Genomic DNA, 24,202 nt, shown 5'->3' with positions numbered 1-24,202 from the left:
TACTCCCGGCCGGTCTGCTGCCCTTGACGCGCACTCGACTCGAAGGGGGACGCATGAGAGAGCGAAGGCGGTGGCCGTACGTCACGGCGGGGGTGCTCGTTCCGGTGGTGGCCGCGGGGGCGACCATCTGGGCGCTGCGGACGAAGGGCTCACCCGAGGAGACCGCGCGGGACTTCCTCGCGGCCTGGTCACGCTCGGACTACGCGGCGATGCGCGCACTCACCGCCGGCCCGCCGGCCTCTTTCGAGAGCACCTACCGCCGCTTCCACGACGACCTCAAGCTGACCGGGCAGCGATTCCAGGTGAGGGACGTCCAGGAGGAGACCGTGCGGTTCCGGGCACGGCTCACCGGCCCGCTGCCCATCGCGTACGACGGCAGGCTGCGGCTGGTCGAGAGCGACCGCGCCTGGAAGGTGGCCTGGACCCCGGCGGCCGTCCACCCGCGGCTGACCGGTGGCGTGCGGGCCAGGCTCACCACGGTGCCCGCCGAGCGCGCCCCGACGACCGCCGCGGACGGCACCCGGATCGACACGCCGGACGCTCCGGGCTCCGTGCAGCAGCTCGTGGAGGCACTCCGCGCGCGGTACGGCTCCCGCCTGGACGGCACCGCGTCCGCGCGGGCCGACCTCGTCGACACGCGGACGGGCTCGAAGGTCGTCACCCTCGCCGAAGGCGGGGCGAAGCCCGGCGAGCCGCTGCGGACCACGCTCGACCTGCGGGTGCACCGGGCGGGGGCGCGGGCCCTGGACGGCGTGGACAAACCCGCCTCGCTCGTCGCGCTGCGCCCGTCCACGGGCGAGGTCCTCGCGGTGGTGAACAAGCCAGGCGGCTACAACCGCGCCCTGCTCGGCGCGTATCCGCCCGGCTCCACCTTCAAGGTGGTGACGGCCTCGGCCCTGGTCGCCGGTGGCGTCACGCCCGGCCAGACCGTCGAGTGCCCCGCCGAGAAGACGATCGGCGGCTTCCCGTTCCACAACGCCGAGCACCACGACTACGGCACGCTGCGCTTCGTCGACGCCTTCGCCCATTCGTGCAACACCACGTTCGGCGCCATGGCGGTGGACCGCCTCGGCGCGGACCGCCTGACCAAGGTGGCCGCCGACTTCGGGTTCGGCGCCACCATCAAGATCGGTGTGCCCGCCGTGGACGCCGCCTTCCCCGCGCCGCGCGACGAGACCGACCTCGCGTCCGCCGCCATCGGCCAGGGGCGCGTCCTGGCCAGCCCGCTGAACATGGCCGCGGTCGCGGGCGCCGTCGCCGCGGGCACCTGGCGCCAGCCCCGGCTGGTCCCGGCGTCGCTCGTCCCGGACGCCACTCCTCCCCGCCGGCTGGAGCCGGCGGTCGTGTCCGCGCTGCGGAGGCTGATGCCCGCCGTGGTCAGCGAGGGCACGGCGAGCGGTGTCTCCTTCCCGCCGGGCGCCGCGGGCAAGACCGGCACGGCCGAGTACGGCTCGGGCGGGGCCGGGTCGGGCGAGGCGGGGTCGAACGACGAGCCGCCCACCCACTCGTGGTTCATCGGATACAGGGGCGACCTGGCCTTCGCGGTGGTGGTCGAGGGCGGCGGCACCGGCGCGGAGGTCGCCGCCCCGGTCGCCGCCCGCTTCCTCAGGGCGCTCTGAGCGACGACCGTACGCTCGTCGACCTCCTCCGCAGCGGCCGGAAGGCCGGTTCCGATCGTCGGAACCGGCCTCTCGGCCCGGCAGGCGAGCCGGGGTGGTTCAGTACACCTCGCTCCTGTTGTTGTTGATCTCGTCCAGGATCCGGATCGCGTCGCCGTAGCGGTCCCCGTTGCCCGATACGGGAAGGGCGAGCGTTCCGGCGGCGAAGAGAGCCGCGTCACGTACGGTGTGGACGCCGTTCCGGAGGCCCGCCGCCGAGGAGACCGTCGTGTCGGCGTTGACGCGCCGGGTGGCCAGGTTGAAGTAGCCGGCGAGAAGCTGGGTGCGCAGGATGTTCACCTGCGGGCCGCCCGCCGTCAGGACGGCCGTGACCTCGGCCGGCGACAGAGCGCCGTCTGCGGTCGAGCCGTCCGCCCTCTCAAAACGCTGGTCGGTCGCCTGGATACGGGCGAGGATCTCGCCCGTCCACTGCTGCGAATGGTTCTTCCAGTACCCCTGGCTCAGCGGGTCGCGCGTCGCGGGCACCTGGGTGATCCTCGTCGTGGCCGACGCGGTCACAGGCGCGTACGTGCAGCCGTTGGCGTTGGTGAACGTCACCCGGGCCGTGTTCTCGACCGTGCTCCCCGGCGCGGCGAGCAGGCTCGGCCGGGCCGTGTACTCGATCGTCTTGCGGCCCGAGGCGCCGGCGACTCCGCCCACGTGCCAGACGAGGGTGCGGGTGCCGTCCCCGTTGAGGGTCACCTCGGGCGCGGGCCCGGCTCCCGTGTCCAGCGCCCTGCTGTAGTACACCCCGGCGGGGAGGACGTCGGTGACGACCACGTCGTCCGCGCCGCCGCTGCCCGTGTTCTCGTACGTGATCCGGTAGGTGATCGCCTCGCCCGCGTTGACCGACGGGGTGGCGGTCTTCGACACCGCGAGCACCGGCGCGTGCACGGTGGTCGTGACCGTGCCGGAGCCGGAGAAGGCATTGCCGAGCATGTCCTTGGCCGTGGCGGAGGCCCTGTTGGTCAGGACCGTGCCATCCTCGGCGGTGCACGGCACCTCCACGCTCACGTGGCGCGTCGCACCGGCTCCGACGGGGAGCAGGCCGATGTCGAAGACGGCGCGCGTACCGTCGGGTCGGACGTCGGTGAGCTCGGTGGAGAGCGCCGGGCCGCGGCCCGTGTTGGCGACCTTCGCGTCGTAGCCGACGGTGTCACCGGGGTTGGCGCCTGCCGGGCCGGTGGTGTCCACGGCCGGTTCCGGCCGGACCAGCGGGGCGAGGAACGCGCGGTTGTCGCGGACGGCGTCGGGGTCGGGCTCGCCCTCGGTGGGCCTGCCGGCCGTCGGGAAACCGTCGATGGTCCGGAACCCGTAGAAGATCCTGTTCCAATCCTCTGAGCCGTTCAGTGTTCCCAGGATGGCCGCCTCGCCGGGGTCCTGGGTGCCGTTGCCGTTCGCGTCGTTGAAGTCGCCGTTGATGTTCGCGGACACGTTGGCGGTCGGCAGCGGCGGCCCGCACGTCGCGCCGGACAGTCCACCGCCGTCCCAGTCGTTGCCGCCCGCGCCGGCGACGCCGATTCCCGCGCACTCGTCCAGGCCGGGCGGCAGCACCTCGTTGAGCGGCGAAAGGGCGACGCGGGAGTAGTCACAGCCTCCCGGGACCACTCCGGGGAACGCCGGGACGCTGCAGTCCTGGAAGGTGTAGTTCATGAGGCTCAGGTAGTTGGGCTTGTTGTTGACGCTGTCGCCGCCGCCGTGCTGCAGGCCGAGGGTGTGGCCGAACTCGTGCATGAGCGTGCCCGCCTGCTCGTTCTGCGTGCCGACCGAACGGCCGCCGGCGTCGGTGCCCCAGCAGGCGCCGCCCCCCGCGTTCGTGCCGCCCAGGGCGACGATGAAGTTCACGCCGGGGATGCCCTTCGCCCAGCCGCTGGTGCAGTCGTTGGCCGCGGACCGGTAGTTGGTCTGGTGGACGAACAGCGCGTAGCGGAAGAGGAGGTCGCGGGCCTTGTTCATGTTCTTCAGGGTGAAGAAGTTCGTCGCCGGCCTGCCGGCGGCTCCGTCCCAGTCGACCACCGTGTTGCCGGCCTCCGCGATCCGGTCGCCGCCGCCTCCGTAGTTGCCGAAGGTGCCCACCGGTGCCGCCGCCCCTGCACGCGGCACCGTGGTGGCGGTTCCCGGGGCCTGGCGGAACATGTTGCCGACGTCGACGTGCAGTTGGAGCCCCTTGGTGCCGTCGGCGTTGTCCACGGGAGCGTCGGCGAACGCCTGGACGACCGATTGGACCGCCCCCTGAGCCGGGCAGTGGTCGTGGTCGGCGGCGGCCAGGCAGTCGACCTCCAGGAACAGGTCCTTCCGCAGCGGGTCGGCGCCCATGCCGGGGAGGTCGACGTCCACGGTGCCGTCGCCGTCCGCGTTGTAGCCGTTGCGCTCCCATCCGTCGAGCAGGAAGTCGCCGTCGGAGTCGCCGCTGGTCGACTCGGTGCTGACGTCGAAGCACACCTTGACGCGGGGTTCGTCGTCGTCTCCGCCGTCCCCCGTCGAACACGACTGGGGCCAGTTGACCTGGTCTTCCTGGCCGGTGTGGTCGATCCACTTGCCGTTGTAGTAACTGACCCTGAAGTCGAGGTTGTTGTCGTCGTCGCGCGGGCTCGCGTCGCCGAGGTCGTCGCCGGAGCTGTCGTCCCTGTCCCAGATCTGGATGGTGACCGGCACGTTCACCACGCTGTCGGGAACCTGCGTCGACACCACCCAGAACGGGTCGATGCTTCCGTTGTTGTCGATGATGGGGGTGGACGGGTCGTCGTCGCTGCTACCCGGTGGCTGTTTTACCCCGTTTATCCACACTTTGGCGTAGAAATCGGCGTGGCCTTCCAGCGCGGCCTCCAGCCCTTCCTCGTCACAGTCGTCCACGCACTCCACATGGGTGATGGTGACGGAGAAGGGGCGCGTACCGGCGGCTTGGGCGGTTCCACCGGCAAGGTTCATCGCGAGCATCCCGAGGAGAAGCACCGCGACGGCTGAGATTCGACTGATCATCGCGAATCCTTGCGTAGGAGATTTGCGCTCAGGATCGATCGCGTGATCAGGCCTGCCAAGAGTATCCGTATACTCACCTAACTCCGCGGATCACCAACATTCCGCCGAGACAGGGTCGTGTCGGGGCACCGGCACAGGTCGACGTCTCAGCGGCCCGTACGGCCGGCCGGGGTGGTCAGGCGGGCGACGGCCGCGACGACCTCGGAGGAGTTGGCGAGGTCGGGCAGCACGATGTCGGCGCCCGCCTCGTGCAGCTCGGCCGGGGTGGACCGGCCCGAGGCCACGGCGATCATCGCCGCGCCGCCGATCCGCGCCGCCTGGACGTCGCGGGCGGAGTCGCCGACGAGCACGGTGTTGCCCGCGGTGAAGGCGGCGCCGTGCCGTTCCCTGGCCCGGCCCTGAGCGACCTGCAGCAGGGTGGCCTTCGGGTAGACCTCCTCGCCGTACCCGCCCACCTCGAAGTCGATCCACTTGTCCAGGCCGAAGGCCTTGAGCTTGTGGACGGCGTTGCTCTTGACGGTCCCGGTGAGCACCGACTGCACGACGCCGTCGAGACGGGAGACGGCCTTGAGCGCGTCCCGCGCCCCGGGCATCGCACGCCCCTCCCTGGTCAGACGGTCACGCCGTTCGGCGAAGCAGACGGCCAGCGCGTCGAGGAACCTCGGCAGGTGGTGGTCCTCGACGGCGATGCCGTTGACGGCCAGGGTCTCGAAGACGATCTCGGAGTCGGGGCGGCCCGCCGCCGGCGCGAGTTTCACCAGCGGCCGTCCCGTCACCATCCGGAAGGCGGCCGCGTAGGCGTCGCGGGTGACGATGGCGACGTCGACGAGCGTGAGGTCGACGTTCCAGAGAACGAGGCGGTTGATCGCGGCCTCCGTGGGGGGGGTGCGTCGGGGATCGTGCCCAGCGTACGGCCCACGGGCGGGGCAGACGATGCCGCAGGCCGTCACCGGCATACCGAATGTGCGATCCGGCGCCCGCGGGTACGCGACCCGGACCGGCCCGACGGGAGGCGGGCCGGGCTTCGACGGCTCCTCGACGTGGAGGAACGCCAGGCCCGCCGGGACGCGTGAGCCCGGGCGGCCGTCAGACGAAGTCGAGGGCGTCGGCCAGCGAGTCCACCACCGGGACGCCGACGCCCTCCAGGTCGGACCGCCGCGTCATGCCGCCCGTGTAGAGGACCGCGCGGGCGCCGACGTGCAGGGCGGCGTGGGCGTCGTCCACGCTGTCGCCGATGACGACGACCTTCGCCGAGTCGATGCCCAGCGCGCGCAGGTGCTCGACCATGTGCTCGGCCTTGTGACCCCCGGACGCGGAGCGCAGCCCGTCGACCCGCCGGAAGTGACCGTCGATGCCGAACTCGCCGACCTTCCGGACCAGCCGCTCGTGGCCCCACATGGACAGCAGCGACTGCGTGCGGCCCGACTCGTCCCAGGCGCGCAGGCTCGACAGCGCGCCCTCGGCGAGATTGCAGACCTCCATCAGCCGGTGGTAGTGCTCGTGGAAACCCGTGTCGAGCAGCTCCCACTCGCCCTCGCGCAGCGGCCGGCCGAGCATCCGCTCGTACGCCACCCAGATCGGGCGGGTGTAGACCTCGCGGAAGCCCTCCACGTCGTACGGACCGAGGCCGTACGACTGGAAGAGCTCGTTGGTCGCGCCGATGACGGCGTCGACGTCGTGGAAGAGCGTCCCGTTCCAGTCCCAAACAATGTGTGTCATCTCGTCTCAAGCTTAGACGGCGCCTGTGACGAAATCGTGAACGCCGCCGGTCAGCTCAGCAGATCGGGGATCTCCTGTGTGGCGTACCAGAGCAGCTCGTGGTCCTCCACTCCGTCGACGACGAACCGCGCGTCGTCGTCCCCGCCGTCGGCGGCGGGCAGCGCCGCGATCGCCGCCTCGACGTCCGGCACCGCGGCCGGGTCGTCCACGTGCACCGCGGCGAGCAGCTTCAGCGGGACCGGCTCGACCACCCGGACGCGGGCGCGTTCCTCCAGGGCGGCCCCGACCTTCACGGTCTCGTCCGGCACCTCGGCCGCGAGGACCACCCGCCGTGCGGCGCCCTCTCCGTCATCGGCCGCCGGGCCGGCGGCCAGCAGGCGCAGCGAGGCACGGGCGGCCTCGGTGAGCGCGACGTACTCCAGTTCCTCGGTGTCCCCCGAGGCGTACCACTCGATCAACGCGGGGGTGACCGCGAAGCCGGTCAGCGGAGCCGGACCCAGCTCACCGGCGGCGACGACGCGCGCCAGCGCGGGCAGCGTGGACGGCAGATACACGCGCATGCGTTCCTCGACTCGATATCGGTGCGGCCGGGACACCCCCGGCCCGTCCCTGCGGCTGAATCTACAGACCGGGCGGCTGCTCCGCGGAGCGTGCCGCGCGCAGCGGCACGCCGAACAGGCGCTCCATCTCGGCGATGGTCGCCGTGGGATCGGTGTGGTGGACGCCGACCAGCCCGAGGGCCCGCGCCGCCGTGATGTTCGCCTCGATGTCGTCGACGAACACACACTGCCCCGCCTCCAGCGCGAGCAGGCCGAGCGCGTGGTGGAAGATGCGCTCCTCCGGCTTGCGCATGCCGACCTCGCCGGAGATGACGACCGCGTCGAAGATGGCCTCCCAGCCCTCGCGCGTGTAGTGGTCGCCCCACGAGTTCGACACCAGGCAGGTGCTCAGCCCCGCGACGCGGGCCAGGCGCAGCATCTCGTTCATCTCCTCGACCGGCCGGAACCCGGCGAACATCCGGGTCAGCAGGCCGTCGGCCTCGGGCGGGCCGCCGTCGAGGGTGACCAGGCGGGCGGCCAGCTCGCGCTCGAAGTCGAAGATGGGGATCTCGCCGCGCTCCAGCGCGTGGATCGGGTTCTCTCCGCCTGACTGGACACCGGCCTGGTAGGCCTGGGTGACCAGCGCGCGCATGACCTCCCGGTAGTGCCGGGGGTCGATCCGGTCGGCCTCGATCCACTCCACGATGGACTCGGTCAGGCTCGTCGTCAGAACCCCGCCCCAGTCGATCAGCACACCCTTGAGCACCGCGCCTCCCAGCCGACGTGCCTCTCAAATATAGGTCTCCCCCGGCGACCGCCCCGCCCAAGCCCACGCGGGACCAGGCGGCCAGGGGCACAGGCGGGCAGGGATCAGGCGGCAGGGCTCAGCGGGACTGGGCGAAGACGCGCGCGGCGACCTTGAGGTGCTCGGGGGACCGCAACGCGCCGGGGTCGGTGCGGATCGGCCCGAAGAGGCCGCGCCTCTCCTTCAGCCGCAGGATCCGCAGCACCGACTCGTCGATCCTGCTTTCGGAGATCCGCCCCGACCTGACCGCCTTGAGGATGGCGTCGTACGCCTTCGGGAGGTTCGGCGGCATGAGGAGCATGTCGGCCCCGGCGAGGACCGCCCGCACGACCACCTCGCTGTCGCCGTACTTCTTGCGCACCCCGGCCATGTCCAGCGCGTCCGTGCTGATCACGCCGCCGAAGCCGAGTTCGTCGCGGAGCAGGCCGGTGAGGATGCGGTGCGACAGCGTCGCCGGGTCGCCCGAGGGGTCCAGCTGCGGCATCACCACGTGCGCCGACATGACGACGTCCACGCCGTGGGCGATGGCCGTGCGGAACGGCGGCGCGTCCAGCGTCCGCCACTTGGACATCGTGTGCTTGATGACCGGGAGGCCGGTGTGGCTGTCGACGGAGGTGTCGCCGTGGCCGGGGAAGTGCTTGGCGACGGAGGCCACCTTCGCCGCGTGGAAGCCGTCGACGGCCGCGCCGACCATCGGCGCCACCTTCTTCGGGTCCGAGCCGTAGGCGCGCGGCCCGATGACCGGGTTGCGGGGGTTGACGTTGACGTCGGCGACCGGGGCGAAGTCGAGGGAGATGCCGAGGGCGCGGAGTTCCTCACCGGTGACCCGGGCGACGTCCCGCGCGTTGGCGGTCTGGCCGGTCGCGCCGATCTGCGCCGCGCCGGGAAGCTTGGTGACCAGGGCGCGGAGCCGGGAGACGATGCCGTTCTCCTGGTCCACGCCGATCATGAGCGGCGCGCCGCCGTCCTCGCGGGCCGCCTCGCGCAGGCCGGTCGTGAGCGCCGCCACCTGCCCGGCCCCCGACACGTTGCCCGCCCAGTCGAACAGGATCACCCCGCCGGGCCGGAACTTCTCCACGACCTCCGCCGGCGTCGCCACGCCGTACCGCGCCTGGTTCTCCTTGCTCGGCCCTCCGGCCTTCGGGCCCCACACCACGACGGTGAACAGCTGCGCGACCTTGTCCCGCAGGTTCATCGAGGCGAGCGTCCGCTCGGCCAACCCCTTCGACGCCCCCTCCGCCGACGCCTCCGACGACGACGCGGCCGGGGTGGCGGCGACAGAGGCGGCGGAGGATGCCGCCGCGGACGCGGACACCGGCGCGGCCGCGCCCCGCGAGGCCTGCGCGCCCACGGCGCCGGTTCCGGACGAGCATCCGGCCACGAGGAGGGCGGCGAGCATGACCCCGCCTTGTCTGAGTCCTGGCACGCCTTTTACCGTAACCGCACCTCCGGCCTGCTCACCCACCGGCTCGCGGACCGGTATGGGCGGCGGGACGAGGCGCCCGCCGCCCACGCCGTACGGATCAGAGCCCGAGGTCCTCCAGGCCGGGCAGCACCGCACGGGCGGCGGCCTTGGCGTCCCGCGCGGAGGTGGCGGACCGGGCCGCGGCGGCGGCGGAACGGCACTCGCCGAGTGTGTGCCGGGCCAGTGCCGCACGCACCCACGGGAGCGCGGGAGCGCCCATCGACAGCGACGTCACCCCCATGCCGACGAGCACGCAGGCGAGCACCGGATCGGCCGCCGCCTCGCCGCAGACCCCGCACCCCTTGCCCGCCTCGGAGGCGGCCGAGGCGGCCATGGCGATCAGGTCGAGCACCGCCGGATGCCACGGGTCCTGCAGCCCGGCGACGGCGCTGACCTGGCGGTCGGCCGCGAGCGCGTACTGCGTGAGGTCGTTGGTGCCGATCGAGAAGAAGTCGGCGGCCCGGATGAGGTCCGTCGCGCGCAGCGCCGCCGACGGCACCTCGATCATGATTCCCGCGCTGTCCAGCCCCGCCGTACGGCAGGCCTCGGCGAACCACTCGGCCTCCTCGGCCGTGGCCACCATCGGCGCCATGACCTGGACCTTGGCGGACGTGCCCGCCGCGGCGGCGGCCAGCGCGCCGAGCTGGGCGGCCATGATCTCGGGGTAGCGGCGGAACATGCGCAGGCCGCGTTCCCCGAGCGCCGGGTTCGGCTCCTCCTCCGGCGGCGGCAGGAACGCGAGCGGCTTGTCGGCCCCGGAGTCGAGCGTGCGCACCACCACCCGGCCGCGGGGGAACGCCTCGAACACCGCGCGGTAGGCCTCCTCCTGCTCGTTCGCGGACGGCGCCGACGCGCGGTCGAGGAAGAGGAACTCGGTGCGGTAGAGACCGACGCCCTCGGCGCCGTGTTCGAGAGCGCCGGGCAGGTCGCGCGGGCCGCCGATGTTGGCGAGCAGCGGCACGGGGTGGCCGTCGGCGGTCGCGCCGGGGCCGTCGGCCGCCGACAGCGCCGCGCGCCGCGCCTCGACGGCCCGGCGGGCCGCCGCGACCCGGTCCGGGCCGGGGGCGAGCAGCACCTCACCCGAGCCGCCGTCCACCAGCACGGGGGTGCCGGGGGCGATCGCGGTGGCGCCCGCGCAGCCGACGACGGCGGGCACGCCCATCGCGCGGGCGAGGATCGCGGTGTGGCTGGTCGGCCCGCCCTGCTCGGTGACGAACGCGGCGACCACGTCCTTCGACAGCAGCGCGGTGTCGGCCGGGGCGAGGTCCCTGGCGACGAGCACGAACGGCTCGGCGGCGCTCGCCGGCACGCCGGGCATGGGCAGGCCGGTGAGCACGGCGATGGTCCGGTCGCGGATGTCGTCGAGGTCGGTCACCCGCTCGGCGAGGTAGCCTCCGGCCGCGGCGAGCAGGTCGCGGTACTTGCCGAAGGCGTCGAAGACGGCGCGCGGGGCGGCCACGCCCCGGTCGATCAGCGCGCCCACCTCCGCCGCCAGGCTGGGATCGCGGGCCATCAGCGCCTGCGCGCCGAGCACCTCCTGGGCCTCCCCGCCCGCCCTGGCGCCGCGCGCCTCGAGGTCGGCGGCCACCTCCTCGACCGCCCGCTCGGCGCGGGCCCGCTCGGCGGCGGCGTCGCCGCCGTGGCGCGACTCCTTGTCCGGCTCGGGGATCTCCCCCGCCAGCACGTGGGCCGGGCCGTATCCGGCGCCGGGGCTGACCGCCGTGCCGGTGAGCGACCCCGGGCCGGTCACCGTCCCTCCCCTGCCGGGCGCCTCCCGGCCCGTCTCCCCGCCCCCTGTGAGGGCCGCCGGACCGGTCACCCCGTCCCCCGCTCCCGAGCCGGTCGCCCTGTCGCCCGCTCCCCTGAGCGGCCCCGGGCCCGTCGCCTCGCCGCCCGACGGCGTCCGCCGTGTGCTCACCGCGCGTCCGCCGGCGTCAGGGGGCCGCGGCGATCTGGGCGAGTTCGTCGAGCAGCGCGTCGGCCCCCTCGCCCTCCGCGCTGATGACGATCGACTCCCCCTGCCGTACGTCGAGCGCCAGCACCGACAGGATGCTCTTCGCGCTCACCGGCGCGCCGCCCGCCTTGGCGATGGTGACGTCGAACGACGCCTTCGCCGCGGTCTGCACGAACGTCGCCGCCGGGCGGGCGTGCAGCCCGACCTCCGACGTGACACTGACTCTGCGCTCGGCCACGTTTTCTCCTCACTCCGCGCGGTGGTCTAGACCGCGGGTGGTTCCGTCAAAGGCCAGTCAATACCCGACATGTCTGGGATTACCAGATCAGCATGCGACAGTTCATCCGGGTGATGCGTGGTGGCCACCGCGACGCAGGTCATACCCGCCGCCTGGGCCGCCTCGATACCCGCGAGCGAGTCCTCGAACACCACGCACGCGGCGGGGTCCACCCCGAGGAGGTCCGCGGCCAGAAGATAGCCGGACGGATCGGGCTTGCCCACGGTCACGTCCTCGGCGGACACGATGGTCCGGACCACCTCCAGGACCCCGATCTCGGTCAGCCGTTCCACCGCCCAGTCCCGATCCGCCGAGGTCACCAGCGCGAGCGGCGACCCGTGCCCGGCGACCCGCAGGACCAGGTCGGCCGCCCCCGGCACGGGCACGATGCCGGGCAGGTCCGGATGGCCGTAGTAGGAGGAGATCTCGTCCATCAGCGCCCGCGCGTCCATGTCGGGGAACACCTCGGGGATGACGTCGGAGCCGCGGCGGCCCATGAAGCGCCGCAGCAGCGTCTCGTCGTGGGCGATCCCGTGGCTGTCCAGGAGCATCCGCCACAGGGCCCGGCTGCGAATCTCGGTGTTGATCAAAGTGCCGTCGAGATCGAAGAGCGCGGCCTTCACGACGGCCTCACGCCCACTCGAACAGCGCGTCGCCCGCGTTCACGCTGCCCTCGGCGATCCCGCCGACCGCGTCCCGCACCGCGTCGAGCGCCACCACCGGGCAGACCGGTGACCGGCCGCCCGCCTCCACGACCGCGGGGTCCCAGGCCACCACCGGCTGACCGGCCCGTACGCGGTCGCCCTCGGCGGCGAGCAGGCGGAAGCCCTCCCCCTTGAGCTGGACGGTGTCGATGCCGAGATGCACCAGCACGCCCCTGCCGTCGTCGCCCACGACGACGTACGCGTGGGGGTGCAGTTTCACGATCGTGCCGTCGATCGGGGCCAGGGCCTCGACGGGCTCCCTGCGGGGGTCGATCGCGGTGCCGGGGCCGACCATCGCCTGGGAGAACACCGGATCGGGCACGGCGGACAGCCCGATGGCCGCCCCCGCGACAGGGGCGAGAACAGTCGTCAATGAAGCGCCCTTCCCTGAGGTTCCGGGCAGGCGTCACGCAGGGGCCGCCGGAGACCCGTGAGGGACGGGCGAGGGACCGGCGGGCCCGTCGTGACCTGCCGGTTCAGCCGATGATGTCCTCGATGTCGCTGGCGATGGTGTCGGCCTCGGGGCCCACCACGACCTGAACGACGTTGCCCGCGGCCATCACTCCGTGGGCACCGGCCGCCTTGAGCGCGGCCTGGTTCACCTTCGACGCGTCGTGCACCTCGGTGCGCAGCCGCGTGATGCACGGCTCCACCTCGATGATGTTGTCGGCGCCACCGAGCCCGGCGATGATCGCCGCGGCGTCTGCAGCCATGGGGGTCCTCCTGGTATTCGGTCGGTCCGTCGTTCAGTCGGTCTGGGTGACCTTCTTCAGACCGCGGGGGGAATCGGGGTCGATACCGAGCCTGCGCGCGAGCGCCTCGGTGAGCAACTGCCCCGGGACGATGAGTCCCAACGGCGCCACCCACTCGGGCAGGTCCGGACCGTTCAGCGCGGCGGTCGAGGCCGCGGCGAGCCGCTCGCCGCCCCCGACGCCGTACGCGGCGGCGCCCGCGCCCGTGACCCGCTCGGCCAGCGCGACGGTGCCCGCGAGTGTGGGGCCCTGTCCGGACGCGACCAGGATCGCCGGGGTGTCGGCGTCCACGACCGCGATCGGGCCGTGCAGCAGGTCGGCGTACGAGAGGCCCATCGCGTGCAGGTAGCACGCCTCCTTGAGCTTGAGCGCGAGCTCCAGGGCGGTCGAGAACGCCAGGCCGCGGCCGGAGACGACGACGCCGGGCTTGTCGGCCAGGCCCTCGACCACGGCGTCTAGGTCGCCGGGGTCGGAGACGAGCTTCTCCACGGCGTCCGGCACCCGGCGCAGGTCGTCGGGGTCGACGTCGGCGCCGAGGCCGATGGCGAGCACGGCCAGCGCGGCGAGCTGGGTCGTGTAGGTCTTCGTGGCCGGGACGGCCTTCTCCTCGCCGGCGAGCGTGCACAGCGCGAGGTCGGCCGCCTGGGCCAGCGGCGAGTCCTCGCCGCCGTTGGTGACGGCGACGGTCCGCGCGCCGCAGTCCTTCGCCCACTGGAGGGTCTCGACGATCTCCTCCGTACGGCCGGACTGGGACAGGCCCACGGCCAGCACGCCGTCGAGGTCGAGTCTCCGGCGGTAGGTGGTGGCGATCGAGGGGGCGCCCAGCGCGGCCATCCGGCCCGTCCGCGCCTCGATCAGGTAGCGGCCGTACACCGCCGCGTTGTCCGAGGTCCCGCGGGCGACGAAGAGCAGGTGCCGGGTGCCGCGGGCGACGGCCTCGACCTCGCCGGTCCGCGGGAGCAGGGCGTCCAGCGTCGCCCGGATCGCCGCGGGCTGCTCGGCGATCTCACCGCGCATTCTGGTCGTCATCAGTGATCATCCCCTGCTTGGCGAGATTTGTCTGTTATGGATCCGTCGCCGGCCCATACATTGACACATATTTCCCGGCTGTGGTCTAGTCCGGACTAGACCAGTAAGAACCTTAACTTATCCACACGATCCGGAGCGAGAGGGGAGGGATCAGTGGCCGAGATCGATCCGGACAGCCCGGTGCCGAAGTATTTCCAGCTACGGGAGATCCTGCTCGACCTCATCGAGAACAACGAGCTGCCGATCGGCGCGGCGATCCCCTCCGAACGCGACCTGAGCCAGCGCTTCGACCTGTCTCGTATGACGGTACGGCAGGCCGTCGACCACCTGGTGTCCGAGGGGCGGCTGCACCGTGTGCCGGGCAAGGGCACGTTCGTGGCGCGGCCGAAGATCGAGCTGGCCCTCCAGCTCACCTCCTTCACCGACGACATGCGGGCGCGCGGCATGGAGCCGGGCTCCCGCGACCTGGACCGGCGGGTGGTCCGGGCCAGTGCCCACCTCGCGCGGCAGCTCGGCATCCAGCCGGGCGACGCCGTCCACTTCATCGAGCGGCTGCGTACGGCGGACGGGGAACCGCTGAGCATCGAACGGGCCCACATCCCGGTCAAGCTCGCGCCCGGACTCGATGAGTTCGACCTGACCGGACGATCCCTGTACGCCCTGCTCGAGTCGCGCTACGCGCTCGTGATGGACGCCGGGGAGCTGACCATCGACGGCGGCGTCGCCGATCCGAGCGACGCCGACCTGCTCAAACTGCCCCGGGGCGGGGCCGTGCTGCTGCTGCAGCGCCGGTCCTTCGCCGGCGGGGTCTGCGCCGAACTCGGCGTCTCGACCTACCGAGCCGACCGCTACCAACTCCGGACGCTCCTCGGAGCCCCGGCCAGACGCCTCTAGTGCCGTGACCGCCAAGATTTGCCCGAAAGGAGCGGTGTCCAGAGTGGTGCATCGCAAGGCGGAGGAGGAGCTCGTAGCGGAGCTACGAGCGACGACGACAACGCAGCGAGGTGCCGCTCTGGGCGACGCGACGGGCAAAGATTGGCGGGAGGGGCACCAGCTACCCCCATCCTGGAGGAACAGCCCATGAGTTCCACCTCCGCCGACGCGGGCCTGCCGGCCGCACCCTCGGGCCAGAACGCGGTGATGACCGCACTCTCCCGCATCGGCCGCTCCCTGATGCTTCCGATCGCGGCGCTGCCCGCCGCGGCGCTCCTCCTCCGGATCGGCCAGGACGACCTGCTCGGCCGTACGGACAACGCGACCCTGGACAAGATCGCACAGGTCATCGGCGGCGCGGGCGGCGCCCTCTTCGACGCGCTGCCGCTGCTGTTCGCGGTGGGTGTCGCGGTCGGCTTCGCCCGGCGGGCCGACGGCTCGACCGCCCTGGCGGCCGTGGTCGGCTACCTCGTCTGGGACCGGGTCACCCACCTGATGTTCTTCGACGCCGCCGCGGACGCGGCGGTGCACAAGAAGGTGGCGCAGTCCGTCCTGGGGGCGGACGGCAAGCCCGCCGAGGCGCTCAACCTGGCGTCGGCCAACCCGACCGGAGTGCTCGGCGGCATCCTCATGGGCCTCGTCACGGCCATCCTGTGGCAGCGGTACTACCGCACGAAGCTGCCCGCCTACCTGGCCTTCTTCGGCGGCCGCCGCTTCGTGCCGATCCTCACCGCGCTGGCCGGGCTCGTCCTCGGCGTCGTCTTCGGCTTGCTCTGGCCGCCGATCGGGCAGGGCCTGACCAACTTCGGCGACTGGCTGGCGACCCACTCCACGCTCGGCGCGGGCATCTACGGCGTCGTCAACCGCGGCCTCATCCCCTTCGGCCTGCACCACTTCGTCAACTCGATCGTCTGGTTCACCGTGCCGGAGTGCACCGTCGGGGCCACCCACGCCGCCGGCGACCTGAACTGCTACTTCGCCGGGCAGGACGGCGCCGGCGCGTTCATGGCGGGCTTCTTCCCGGTCATGATGTTCGGCCTGCCGGCCGCCGCCATCGCGATGTGGCGGGCCGCCCCGCCGCACCGCCGCGCCACCGTCGGCGGCATCATGATCTCCTCGGCGCTGATCTCCTTCGTCACCGGCATCACCGAGCCGATCGAGTTCGCGTTCATCTTCGTGGCGCCGGTGCTGTTCGCGGTGCACGCGCTGCTCACCGGCGTCTCGATGGCCCTGGTCGCGTTCCTGGACGGACGCCTCGGCTTCGGGTTCTCCGCGGGCTTGATCGACGCCGGCCTCAACGCGTCCAAGGACAACACGCACAACTTCTTGCTGATCATGCTGATCGGCGTCGTCTACTTCGTCCTCTACTACGTGATCTTCAGCTTCCTCATCAAGAAGCTGAACATCATGACGCCCGGCCGGGAACCCGAGCCCGATGTGGACTCCGGGGAGAGCGCCGAGACGGCGCGCGCCCGCGCCTGACGCGTCACGTCCCCCTCGCGGGGAAGCAGGGGCGCCCGGTGATCCCGGGCGCCCCTGTCGCGTTCTCCACGGATTCCGGATGACCTCAATGTTCTCCGTCATGTTCCGGTAACAGGGGATGTTCCCCCAGCTCGGCCGGATCTTCCTGGACGAATGGCAGCACACGGCGGCGACTCTCGGCAAAGTTGGCGACCCCGGTATCAGGCGGGATGACCGAAATCTCTATTAGGCGTCAGAACCCGGCGCGCGAGAGCGGAGTCCCGATGCCCAAGCCCGTCCCCCTGCCACGGCTCGCGTCCGTCCCCCCGGCCGATCCTCCGTACGACGAGCGGGACGGCGGCCCGGTCACCTACGGCGCGCTCGCCCTCGCCCCGGCGACCCTCCCGGCGCCGCCCGTGTCCTACCCGTACGGGCGGCCGGGGGGCTCCCTCACCGACGAGCGCCGCCTGCGCGGGCTCGGCCAGGCGCTGGCGGAGATCCTGGCGGGCCGCAGGCCGCCGGAGACGGTGGCCGGCCGGCTCACCGAGCGGGCCTACCGCGAGCTGGTCCGGGCGGGAAAGATGATCGACACCGAGCGGCCGCCGCTGACCGGTCTCCCGCACGTGCAACGGCCTCTGGAGGGGGTCATCGAGATGTGCCTGCTGGTCAACTGCGGGCCGCGCAGCCGCGTGCTCGCCGTGCGGCTGGAGCGGCAGGGCATGCAGTGGCTGGTCACCGACTTCGAGACCGCCTGACCCCCCTGCCCCCGGCCCCGACGCCCGGTCATGGGAGGACCCCGCCGGACATGTCCGGCGGGGTCCTCCTCAGCTCAGGTCACCCGGCGGTCAGGCCTGCTGGTTGCGCGGGTCGCCGTGGCAGCGCTTGAACTTCTTGCCCGAGCCGCAGGGGCAGGGCGCGTTGCGCTCGACGTCGCCGTACGCGGCACGCTGCTCGGGGGTCGACTTGACCCGGCTGACCTCCACGTCGCCGCTCTCGCCGGGCGCGGTGTAGACCATCTCGGTGGGCCGCGACGGCTGCCGCAGCGCCCTGGCGATGATCGACCCGGTCTCCGACAGCGCCGTGTCCTCCTCGGCGTTCTCCTCCACGATCGGGTTGGCCTGCACCTCGACCTCGAGGTTGAACAGGTAGCCGACCGACTCCTCCTTGATGCCGTCGAGCATCGCGGAGAACATCTCGAAGCCCTCGCGCTGGTACTCGATCAGCGGGTCCTTCTGGGCATAGGCGCGCATGCCGATGCCCTCCTGGAGGTAGTCCATCTCGTAGAGGTGCTCGCGCCACTTGCGGTCGAGCACCGAGAGGATGACCCGGCGCTCCAGCTCGCGCATCGCCTCGGGGCCGAGCTGCTCCTCGCGGCGGTCGTACGCCTGGAGCGCGTCTTCCTTGATCTTGTCGGCGATGAACTTGGCGTCGAGGTCCTCCTTGCCGCCACCGGCCTCCTCGACGAGCTGCTCAACCGTCACGGAGACGGGGTAGAGCTGCCCGAAGGCCTTCCACAGCTTGTCGAGGTCCCACTCCTCGGCGAAGCCCTCGCCGGTGGCGCCCTTGACGTAGTCGTCGACCACGTCGACGACGAAGGTCCGGACCTGCTCGTGCAGGTCGGCGCCTTCCAGCACCCGCCGCCGCTCGGCGTAGATGACCGTGCGCTGGCGGTTCATCACCTCGTCGTACTTCAGGACGTTCTTGCGGATCTCGAAGTTCTGCTGCTCGACCTGGTGCTGGGCCGACGCGATGGCCTTGGACACCATGCCCGACTCGATCGGCACGTCGTCCGGGATGTTCAGCCGCGTCATGATCATCTCGACCCGGGCGGCGTTGAACAGGCGCATCAGGTCGTCTTCGAGCGACAGGTAGAAGCGCGACTCACCGGGGTCGCCCTGACGGCCGGAACGGCCGCGCAGCTGGTTGTCGATGCGCCGCGACTCGTGCCGCTCGGTGCCCAGCACGTAGAGCCCGCCGGCTTCGACGACCTGCTCGTGCTCGGCCTTGACGGCCTCCTTGGCCTTCTCCAGCGCCTCGGGCCAGGCCTTCTCGTACTCGTCGGGCGTCTCCGACGGCGACAGGCCGCGCTGCTGAAGCTCCAGGTCGGCGCGGAACTCGGGGTTGCCGCCGAGCATGATGTCGGTGCCTCGACCGGCCATGTTGGTGGCCACGGTGACCGCGCCCTTGCGGCCCGCCTCCGCGACGATGGCGGCCTCACGGGCGTGGTTCTTGGCGTTCAGCACCTCGTGCGGCACGCCCTGGCGCTTGAGCATGCGCGACAGCTTCTCGGACTTCTCGACGCTCGTGGTGCCGACGAGGACCGGCTGGCCCTGCTCGTAGCGCGCCTTGATGTCGTCGACGCACGCCTGGAACTTGGCGTCCTCGGTCTTGTAGACGACGTCGGCCTGGTCCTGACGGATCATCGGCCGGTTGGTCGGGATGGGGACGACGCCCAGCTTGTACGTCTGGTGGAACTCGTTCGCCTCGGTCGCGGCCGTACCGGTCATGCCCGCGAGCTTCTCGTACAGGCGGAAGTAGTTCTGGAGGGTGATCGTGGCGAGAGTCTGGTTCTCGTCCTTGATCTTCACGCCTTCCTTGGCCTCGATGGCCTGGTGCATGCCCTCGTTGTAGCGGCGGCCGTGCAGCACGCGCCCGGTGAACTCGTCGACGATCAGGACCTCGCCGTCGACGACGATGTAGTCCTTGTCCTTCTTGAACAGTTCCTTCGCCTTGAGCGCGTTGTTCAGGAACTGCACGAGGTGGGTGTGCTCGGGCTTGTAGAGGTTGTCGATGCCGAGCCAGTCCTCGACCCGCTCCACGCCCGCTTCCAGGATGCCGACCGTGCGCTTCTTCTCGTCGACGACGTAGTCGCCGGTGCTCTCCTCGCCGTCCTTGCCCTCGGTGCCGCGGCGGAGCCTCGGCACGATCTTGGCGAACTCCTGGTACCACTTGCCCGACTGCTCACCGGGGCCGGAGATGATGAGCGGGGTGCGGGCCTCGTCGATCAGGATCGAGTCGACCTCGTCGACGATGGCGTAGTTGTGGCCGCGCTGGACGCACTCCTCCATGGACCACGCCATGTTGTCACGCAGGTAGTCGAAGCCGAACTCGTTGTTCGTGCCGTACGTGATGTCGGCGTTGTACTGCCTGCGGCGCTCGTCCGGCGACATGTTGGCCAGGATGACGCCGACCTCCAGGCCCAGGAAGCGGTGCACGCGGCCCATCGTCTCGGCGTCGCGCTTGGCCAGGTAGTCGTTGACCGTGACGACGTGGACGCCCTTGCCGGAGATCGCGTTGAGGTAGGCGGGGAGCGTACAGGTGAGCGTCTTGCCCTCACCGGTGCGCATCTCGGAGATGTTGCCCATGTGCAGGTTGGCGCCGCCCATGAGCTGCACGTCGAAGTGGCGCTGCCCGAGGACCCGGCGGGCGGCCTCGCGTACGGTCGCGAAGGCCTCCGGCATCAGGTCGTCGAGGGACTCGCCGTCGGCGTGCCGCTGCTTGTACTCGGCGGTCAGCGCGCGGAGCTCGGCGTCGGACAGGCTCTTGAAGTCCTCTTCGATGGAGTTGACCTGCTCGGCGATGCGCTTGAGCTTCCGCAGAGTCTTGCCTTCGCCGGCGCGAAGGATCTTGTCGAGAATGGCTGGCACTTTTAGTAAAGCTCCTCGCAGGTCTCACCCCGGTCGACCACCGGGGTGTGAGGACGAGACATACTTCCCCGCTAACCATCGTAGGCGGTTCCATCACCAGACACAGCCACCCTCAAACGACGGAGCGCCGCGCAACAATCCCCTATCCCATAAGGAGAAAACCGCCCAGAAGGTTCCCCCGATGTCCCGACCGCCCGGCCCATCAGGTAGAAAACGGGGTATGGCACAGAGCGGACACCAGGGCAGCCACGCGGGAAGCGCCAAATCATGGCTCGCCGTCAGCATCATCCTCATCGGCTTCACGATCGGGGGCGTGGCGCTGACCCTCGGCCCGAACTGGCTCTTCGTGTGGATCGGCGCGGGCGTCTGCGCCGTGGGCGGGCTGCTCGCCCTCGCGTTCGACATCTTCTCGGACGTGATCGTGGACGCGCCCCGGGAGATCAACGTGCAGGAGCACCACTCCCCGTTCGAGCACCGGTCCATCGGCTCCTGAAGCCGGAGAGGAGGCCGCTGAAGCTTTCAGCGGCCCGCCCGGCCCCGAACCGCCGTAGGCGTTTTGTCGGTCACCGCGTCTACCATCTCCTCCTGTGACCGACCTGACCGCCGACGAGGCCCGCAGGATCATCCTCCGGGCCCAGGGTTTCCTCGGCGCCGCCGCGCGCGCCGGCGGGGTTCCCGCCATGCTGCGGCGCGTCGGTGCCGTACAGCTCGACACCATCTCCGTCCTCGCCCGCTCCCACGAGCTCGTCGCGTACGCGAGGCTCGGCGCGGTCGGCCGGGACGCGGTCGAGCGCGCCTACTGGGACACCCCCGCCCGCGCCTTCGAGTACTGGTGCCACGCCGCCTGCGTCCTGCCCGTCGAGCAGTGGCCGCTGTACGACTTCCGCCGCCGCGCGTTCCGGGAGCGGCGGTTCCGGTGGCACGAGGTGCCGCCCGTGGTGGACAAGGTGCTGGAGCAGGTGCGCTCCGACGGCCCGCTGACCACCGCCGACATCGGCGGCGCCAAGAACGGTGGCCCCTGGTGGGACTGGTCGGACACCAAGATCGCCATTGAGTGGCTGCTCGACATCGGCGAGGTCGTCTGCACCCGCCGCGTGGGCTGGCGGCGGGTCTACGAGCTCGCCGAGCGCGCGATCCCGGCGGAGCTGCTCGGCCTGGACCTGTCGGACGCCGAGTGCGTGACCCGGCTGACCGGCATCGCCGGGCGCGCGCTGGGCGTGGCCACCCGGGCCGACCTCGCCGACTTCACCCGCGTCAGGGGCGCGCACGCCGCCCTGCTCGACGAGGCCCTGCTCAGCGGGGCGGCCGGTCTCGTGCCCGTACGGGTGTCGGGCTGGCCCGTCCGGCGCGGCGCGGGCGCGGACGGGCCCAACGCCTGGGCCGACCCCGCGGCGCTGGACGGCGAGCCGCGCGGGCGGCACCGCACGACGCCGCTGTCGCCGTTCGACTCGCTGATCTGGGAGCGGGCGCGGGCCGAGCGCGTCTTCGGCCTCAACCACCGGCTGGAGGCCTACGTGCCGAGGGACAAGCGGGTCCACGGCTACTTCGCGATGCCGGTGCTCGCGGGCGGCCGGATCATCGGCCGGGTCGACCCGGCCCGCGAGGGCACCACCCTGGTCGCCCGCCAGGTCGGCTTCGAGCCGGGCGCACGGGCCCGCGACGTGGAGGCGATGAGCGACGCCCTGTGGGAGGCCGCCAGCTGGGTCGGCTGCACCGGCGTGCGGGTGGAGCGCGTCGGCACGCCCGAACTGGAGGCCCCGCTGCGCGCCGCCGTGGCCCGCGACCCGCGCTGAACGGCCTGCCGGCCCGGCCACAGTGACCGAGGTCGGTGCCGGCGAGTACCGGCTCATGCGGCAGGACCAGGCCTCCTGGAGCCATGCCCGAATCCACCTGGCGGCCGCCCGCCGGATTCTCCGGCGCACTGCCTGCCCAAGCGGTGCAATAGGGGCATGTCCCGATCTTCCCGAGTGCCGCCGCGCGCGGTCATCGCCGTGGCCGCGGTCATCGGCGCGGCCATGGCCGTCCGCGTACGCCACCACGCCCGTCCCGCGCTCTCGGCAGCTCCTACCGGGCCGCAGCCGGCGGCAGCGCCGGAGAGCACATCGGGTCCCGCAGAGGATGCCCCGGCACCTCCTCGGCGCCGATTACTTCGGGTGCTCGGGCTGCTGCTGACCATGGCCGTGATCGGCGCCTGCTCCACCGCGGCCTTGGTGCTGCAGGGTCCGAACTGGGCGCGCTGGACCCTTGTCGGCCTGGCCTTGGCGGGCACGGCCAGCTTGGGGATCGCATTCATGATCGGCCCGCTGGCCCGCCGCCTGGCCGGCGAGACCGCCCCGTTGACGCCCGCCGAACGCCGGCAGATGAGCGTCGTCGAGCGCGTGGAGGCCGTCAACGCCGCCCGCAGCACCCTGATCCAGGCCGCCACCGGCCTGGTCGTCATCGGCGGCGTGGTCTTCACCGTTCAAGGCCTGCGGTACACCGCCGAGTCCCTGAAGACCTCCCGCCAGGCCCAGCTGACCGCGGAGCAGGGGCAGATCACCGACCGCTACACCAAGGCCGTCGAACAGCTCGGCTCATCCAAGCAGGACGTGCGCCTGGGCGGCATCTACGCCCTGCAGCGCCTTACGGTCGACTCCCCCCGCGACCGCGAAACCATCCGCAACGTCCTGGCCGCCTACGTCCGGGGCCACGACACCTGCACTCCACAGGACCGCAAGGGCAAACCACCTGAGCAGTGCACCGCGAAAACCCTCTCCGCCCTCGCCGAGATCCCGATCATGAGGCCCGGGGCCGACGTGCTCGCGGCACTGACCATCGCCCCCGCCTTGGCCGCCGGCCACAGCGAAGGCATCCCTCCCTCCACCGGCGATGGGACCACCGACTTCTCCCAGGTCCGTTTCCCTCGCACCTACCTGCGCGGCGCGTACCTGCGCAACGCGAACCTGAGCGACGCCAACCTGCGCGGCGCGGACCTGAGCGGCGCCTACCTGCGCGACGCGGACCTGGTCAACGCGAACCTGCGCGGCGCGAATCTGCGCGGCGCGGACCTGGTCAAAGTGAATCTGGGCAGCGCGTACCTGCGCGGCGCTGACCTCAGCGGCGCCCACCTGCGCGACGCGTACGTGGGCGGCGCGAATCTGCGCCGCGCGGACCTGAGCTCCGCGGACCTGCGCGGCGCGCTCGTCCAGGCGTACCTGAGCGGCGCTGACCTGAGTCACGCGGACCTGCGCGGCGCGTACCTGTTCGGCGCGGATCTGTGCGAGGCGGACCTGACCAAGGTGCGGCTGACCGGCGCGCAACTGCGTGGCGCAGACCTGAGGTTCGTGCGAGGGATGACCGAGAAGGAGATTCGGACCGTGGCCGTCGTCGATGCCACGACACGGTTCTGACCGCGGCCGAGGCTCAGGTGATCTCCAGCAGGCGCTCGCGCACGGCGTAGACCACGGCCTCCATGCGCGAGTGGAGCTGGAGCTTCTCCAGGATGTTGCGCACGTGGTTCTTCACGGTGTTCTCGGAGATGAACAGGTCCTTGGCGATCTCGCGGTTGTTCATGCCCTTCGCCACGAGGCGGAGGACCTCCATCTCGCGCTCGGTCAGGCGGGGAACGGGAAGCTGCGGGGGCCGCTCGGCCTCCTTGCGGCTCATGTTCGCGAACTCGGTGATCAGCTTGGCCGCCATGGCCGGGTTAATCAGCGACTGCCCCTCGTGCACCCCGCGCACCGCGTCGGGCACCTCGTCGATCTGGACGTCCTTGAGCAGATAGCCGGTCGCACCCGCCTTGATCGCCTCGAAGAGGTCCTCCTCCTCGTCGCTGACCGTCAGCATGATGATCCGGGTGCTCGGCACCGATTCCTTGATCTTCCGGGTCGCTCCGATGCCGTCCAGCTTCGGCATCCGGACGTCCATCAGCGCCACGTCCGGCATCAGCCGGTCGGCGAGCTCCACCGCCTCCTGGCCGTCGCTCGCCTCGCCCACCACCTCGATGTCCGCCTCCGCGGCCAGCGCGAGCTCCAGGCTGCGGCGGATCAGTGCGTGATCGTCGACGATCAGGACACGGATCGGCTCGCTTCTACCGGCTGCTCGAGCCGCCTCGTCGGGTCGGGACACGGAACCTCCTTGCGGGGGCCAAGGACGCTGGATCGCCATCATTACACGGGTTCCGGAGTGTTAGGGATCTTCGTCGCGCCGGCCCGGCCCTCGACAGGGGATCGCACGGCGCCCCGGCCCGCGTCCGTCCGGGCCGGGGCACCGCGGCCCCGCCGGCCGGAGCGGCCGGGGAC

21 protein-coding genes are annotated in these 24,202 nt (G+C 71.7%); 7 read left to right on the top strand and 14 right to left on the bottom strand.

What is annotated here, in order from left to right; translation table 11 throughout:
* The first annotated feature begins 53 nt into the window (after window positions 1–53).
* Window positions 54–1,619 (top strand): penicillin-binding transpeptidase domain-containing protein, encoded by a 1,566-nt coding sequence (locus tag HHX40_RS06750; protein ID WP_182879807.1) that lies wholly within the window; start codon window positions 54–56, stop codon window positions 1,617–1,619.
* Window positions 1,620–1,718: 99 nt separating this feature from the next.
* Here HHX40_RS06750 and HHX40_RS06745 read toward each other — a convergent pair whose 3' ends face one another.
* The 12 genes from HHX40_RS06745 to HHX40_RS06690 form a co-directional block, all read right to left on the bottom strand.
* The gene (locus HHX40_RS06745) at window positions 1,719–4,637 is read right to left on the bottom strand and encodes a DUF11 domain-containing protein (RefSeq protein WP_182879806.1); all 2,919 of its coding nucleotides are present in this window, start codon (window positions 4,635–4,637) and stop codon (window positions 1,719–1,721) included.
* A gap of 146 nt (window positions 4,638–4,783) precedes the next feature.
* On the bottom strand, window positions 4,784–5,593 hold the full coding sequence (locus tag HHX40_RS06740; RefSeq protein ID WP_182879805.1) for an HAD family hydrolase: 810 nt from the start codon (window positions 5,591–5,593) through the stop codon (window positions 4,784–4,786).
* Window positions 5,594–5,723: 130 nt separating this feature from the next.
* Window positions 5,724–6,356 (bottom strand): HAD family hydrolase, encoded by a 633-nt coding sequence (locus HHX40_RS06735; RefSeq protein WP_111699368.1) that lies wholly within the window; start codon window positions 6,354–6,356, stop codon window positions 5,724–5,726.
* A gap of 50 nt (window positions 6,357–6,406) precedes the next feature.
* Window positions 6,407–6,916, bottom strand: a complete 510-nt coding sequence (locus tag HHX40_RS06730; protein ID WP_182879804.1) for a DUF6912 family protein — start codon at window positions 6,914–6,916, stop codon at window positions 6,407–6,409.
* Between the two features lie 61 nt (window positions 6,917–6,977).
* Complete coding sequence (locus tag HHX40_RS06725) at window positions 6,978–7,661, bottom strand: HAD family hydrolase (RefSeq protein WP_111699366.1); 684 nt, start codon at window positions 7,659–7,661, stop codon at window positions 6,978–6,980.
* 118 nt (window positions 7,662–7,779) lie between these two features.
* Complete coding sequence (locus HHX40_RS06720) at window positions 7,780–9,126, bottom strand: glycoside hydrolase family 3 protein (protein ID WP_310737969.1); 1,347 nt, start codon at window positions 9,124–9,126, stop codon at window positions 7,780–7,782.
* Between the two features lie 97 nt (window positions 9,127–9,223).
* Window positions 9,224–10,915 (bottom strand): phosphoenolpyruvate--protein phosphotransferase, encoded by a 1,692-nt coding sequence (gene ptsP, locus HHX40_RS06715; protein WP_182879964.1) that lies wholly within the window; start codon window positions 10,913–10,915, stop codon window positions 9,224–9,226.
* 184 nt (window positions 10,916–11,099) lie between these two features.
* Complete coding sequence (locus HHX40_RS06710) at window positions 11,100–11,357, bottom strand: HPr family phosphocarrier protein (RefSeq protein WP_117410359.1); 258 nt, start codon at window positions 11,355–11,357, stop codon at window positions 11,100–11,102.
* A gap of 26 nt (window positions 11,358–11,383) precedes the next feature.
* On the bottom strand, window positions 11,384–12,019 hold the full coding sequence (locus tag HHX40_RS06705; RefSeq protein WP_182876931.1) for an HAD family hydrolase: 636 nt from the start codon (window positions 12,017–12,019) through the stop codon (window positions 11,384–11,386).
* 7 nt (window positions 12,020–12,026) lie between these two features.
* Window positions 12,027–12,473 (bottom strand): PTS sugar transporter subunit IIA, encoded by a 447-nt coding sequence (locus HHX40_RS06700; RefSeq protein WP_182879803.1) that lies wholly within the window; start codon window positions 12,471–12,473, stop codon window positions 12,027–12,029.
* A 103-nt stretch (window positions 12,474–12,576) separates the two neighbouring features.
* Window positions 12,577–12,813, bottom strand: a complete 237-nt coding sequence (locus tag HHX40_RS06695; RefSeq protein WP_182879802.1) for a glucose PTS transporter subunit EIIB — start codon at window positions 12,811–12,813, stop codon at window positions 12,577–12,579.
* Between the two features lie 33 nt (window positions 12,814–12,846).
* Window positions 12,847–13,881, bottom strand: a complete 1,035-nt coding sequence (locus HHX40_RS06690) for an SIS domain-containing protein (protein WP_117410362.1) — start codon at window positions 13,879–13,881, stop codon at window positions 12,847–12,849.
* A gap of 153 nt (window positions 13,882–14,034) precedes the next feature.
* On the opposite strand from HHX40_RS06690, the gene HHX40_RS06685 reads away from it, so the two are divergent.
* The 3 genes from HHX40_RS06685 (at window position 14,035) to HHX40_RS06675 (ending at window position 17,030) form a co-directional block, all read left to right on the top strand.
* Window positions 14,035–14,775 carry a GntR family transcriptional regulator gene (locus HHX40_RS06685; RefSeq protein ID WP_182879801.1) on the top strand — a complete coding sequence of 247 codons (741 nt, stop codon included), beginning with the start codon at window positions 14,035–14,037 and terminating at the stop codon, window positions 14,773–14,775.
* Window positions 14,776–14,961: 186 nt separating this feature from the next.
* Complete coding sequence (locus tag HHX40_RS06680; protein WP_182879800.1) at window positions 14,962–16,296, top strand: PTS transporter subunit EIIC; 1,335 nt, start codon at window positions 14,962–14,964, stop codon at window positions 16,294–16,296.
* A gap of 263 nt (window positions 16,297–16,559) precedes the next feature.
* A complete protein-coding gene (locus HHX40_RS06675; protein ID WP_182879799.1) occupies window positions 16,560–17,030 on the top strand; it encodes an Rv3235 family protein in 471 nt (156 codons plus the stop codon).
* 90 nt (window positions 17,031–17,120) lie between these two features.
* Here the strand turns inward: HHX40_RS06675 and secA are convergent, their stop codons facing one another.
* Entirely contained in the window at window positions 17,121–19,922 is a 2,802-nt protein-coding gene (secA, locus tag HHX40_RS06670; RefSeq protein ID WP_182879798.1) for a preprotein translocase subunit SecA, read from the bottom strand.
* Window positions 19,923–20,142: 220 nt separating this feature from the next.
* Between secA and HHX40_RS06665 the strand changes: the two genes are divergently transcribed.
* The 3 genes from HHX40_RS06665 to HHX40_RS06655 all read left to right on the top strand — a co-directional run bounded on the left by HHX40_RS06665 (window position 20,143) and on the right by HHX40_RS06655 (window position 23,311).
* A complete protein-coding gene (locus HHX40_RS06665; RefSeq protein ID WP_117410367.1) occupies window positions 20,143–20,415 on the top strand; it encodes an HGxxPAAW family protein in 273 nt (90 codons plus the stop codon).
* Window positions 20,416–20,509: 94 nt separating this feature from the next.
* Window positions 20,510–21,715 carry a winged helix-turn-helix domain-containing protein gene (locus HHX40_RS06660; RefSeq protein WP_182879797.1) on the top strand — a complete coding sequence of 402 codons (1,206 nt, stop codon included), beginning with the start codon at window positions 20,510–20,512 and terminating at the stop codon, window positions 21,713–21,715.
* A 360-nt stretch (window positions 21,716–22,075) separates the two neighbouring features.
* Complete coding sequence (locus HHX40_RS06655) at window positions 22,076–23,311, top strand: pentapeptide repeat-containing protein (RefSeq protein ID WP_182879796.1); 1,236 nt, start codon at window positions 22,076–22,078, stop codon at window positions 23,309–23,311.
* A gap of 13 nt (window positions 23,312–23,324) precedes the next feature.
* Here HHX40_RS06655 and HHX40_RS06650 read toward each other — a convergent pair whose 3' ends face one another.
* Window positions 23,325–24,029, bottom strand: a complete 705-nt coding sequence (locus tag HHX40_RS06650) for a response regulator (RefSeq protein WP_111701573.1) — start codon at window positions 24,027–24,029, stop codon at window positions 23,325–23,327.
* Window positions 24,030–24,202: the final 173 nt, after the last annotated feature.

Source organism: Microbispora sp. H10949 (assembly GCF_014161435.1).
GTDB lineage: Bacteria > Actinomycetota > Actinomycetes > Streptosporangiales > Streptosporangiaceae > Microbispora > Microbispora triticiradicis.
This window is presented reverse-complemented; position numbering and strand designations above follow the sequence as displayed.